Source organism: Ectobacillus panaciterrae DSM 19096 (assembly GCF_000430785.1).
In the GTDB taxonomy this organism is placed as follows: Bacteria; Bacillota; Bacilli; order Bacillales; family Bacillaceae_G; genus Ectobacillus; species Ectobacillus panaciterrae.
Genome location: NZ_AUMR01000182.1, coordinates 1 through 1,939 on the forward strand (window position 1 = coordinate 1; position 1,939 = coordinate 1,939).

2 protein-coding genes are annotated in these 1,939 nt (G+C 36.6%); both read left to right on the top strand.

Annotation, left to right across the window (positions count from 1 at the left end):
- The first annotated feature begins 344 nt into the window (after positions 1 to 344).
- Positions 345 to 1,097, top strand: a complete 753-nt coding sequence (locus H540_RS0122080; protein ID WP_028402414.1) for a GNAT family N-acetyltransferase — start codon at positions 345 to 347, stop codon at positions 1,095 to 1,097.
- 30 nt (positions 1,098 to 1,127) lie between these two features.
- Positions 1,128 to 1,760, top strand: a complete 633-nt coding sequence (locus tag H540_RS0122085) for a LysE family translocator (RefSeq protein WP_028402415.1) — start codon at positions 1,128 to 1,130, stop codon at positions 1,758 to 1,760.
- Positions 1,761 to 1,939 lie beyond the last annotated feature (179 nt).

Genomic DNA, 1,939 nt, shown 5'->3' on the forward strand with positions numbered 1-1,939 from the left:
TTCCATTTGAACGAGTTTTTCTTCTTCACACTGAACACCATCCCTTTTCTAGATTGATAGTATCAGTATGTCCAAGTTTAAGAGATTTTTTGCACTAGAACCCTGATAAGGTATGTTATTTAAACCTAACATTTATACGGTATTTATTATTCTTTCTTTAGCTACCATGTAAGAACGATGGTTTCTTCCGTTTTCTGTGGTGAAGCCTTACTTCATGGTTGGCTAACGGGGCAGTTTAGTTGAATAATAAAAATGGAAATATTTTCATAAAAAATGTATATTTATATGATATTATGAGTTATTATGCTACATAATCAAAATGCGAGTAAAAAGAGGGGAGAACAATGGCTAATAAGACGCTGATACAAAAAATAGAAGAGTTATCAATGAACGCATTGCCAGCACTTCAAACACAACTTTTTGATGGGTGGATACTACGATTTTCGGATGGATATACAAAACGAGCCAACTCTATCAATCCACTTTACGTTTCAAATGAAGAATTGAAAAATAAGATAGAAAATAGTGAACAAATATATCGGAAAAGAAATTTAAGGGTTGTTTATAAATTGACTCCACAGGTGCACCCAAATAATTTAGACAGTATTCTTGAAAAAACAGGCTATCTTCTTGATAGTTTGACAAGTGTTCAAGTTTTATCTTTGGAAGAAATTGAGGTTTCTTCAAAACATAATGTTATTGTTTATAATAATTTACAAGATAAATGGTTTTCTAATTTCTGTAATTTAAACAATGTAAGTGAAAAAGACCAACCCACTTTAAAGCAAATGCTAAGAAATATTATTCCAAAGACTTGTTATGTTATGCTATCTGATGATAGTAATGAAACATTTTCTTGCGGGATGGGTGTTTTAGAAAGTGAATACATAGGGTTATTTGATATTGTGACGAACGAAAAATATAGGAATAGAGGATATGGGAGAAAACTAATTCTAAACATTTTACAATGGGGTAAGGAGAATGATGCAAAAAATGCCTATCTTCAGGTTATGTTAAATAACACCCCTGCATTAAAACTTTATTCAAAGTTAGGCTTTAAGGAAGAATATAGATATTGGTATAGAATAAAAGAGTAATTTTAGAACGGTACAGAGAGGAGAAGATTCATGATCAGTTTTGGTACCTTGATAGCTTTTGCACTCGTTTCACTTGGCATGGTTTGCTCACCTGGACCTAACATGATTTACCTAATTTCCCGTTCCATTACGCAGGGGCGCATGGCAGGAGTCATTTCTCTTTTGGGTGTCATGCTTGGCTTCGTAATCTATATAATCGCAACAATGTTCGGACTTACAGTTCTTTTCATTGCTGTTCCAGTCGTCTACGAAGCAGTTAAATGGGCAGGTGCTGCCTACTTGCTTTGGCTCGCCTGGAATTCGATTAAACCTGGTGCTACATCTATTCTGGCACCTCGTGCTGTTTCTATTGAAACACCACGGAAGCTATTTCTGATGGGACTCATGACTAATCTACTGAATCCCAAGATTGCTATTTTGTATGTGTCACTTCTACCTCAATTTGAAGATCCTGCGAAGGGATCGTTGCTCCTACAAGGTGCAGCTTTGGGCCTTACGCAAATAACCGTTAGCTTTATAGTCAACCTCCTAATTGTGTTTACAGCGAGTAGAGTCGCCGAGTGGTTTGGCACACGCCCAACGTGGCTACGGGTGCAGCGTTGGCTCATGGCAAGCGTCTTGACAGGTCTTGCTGCACGTCTTGCTTTTGAACGCCGACAGTAAGAGAGTCTGTCAAGGATTTGACTATCTTCTTGGAACGATTGTAAGGGAATCAAGAAATATGAAAGTTGAATAATTAACTTCCGATAACACTGATTATGTAAACAAGAGCTGCCTTGCTAGGCAGCTCTCTCTATTTTTCTCGTATATCGAATGATTTGATATGCCGTGTAAAGATAATA

Excerpts from the sequence above, each read along its gene's own strand:
- H540_RS0122080 (WP_028402414.1), top strand. The coding sequence starts at position 345 with ATGGCTAATAAGACGCTGATACAAAAAATAGAAGAGTTATCAATGAAC.
- H540_RS0122085 (WP_028402415.1), top strand. The coding sequence starts at position 1,128 with ATGATCAGTTTTGGTACCTTGATAGCTTTTGCACTCGTTTCACTTGGC.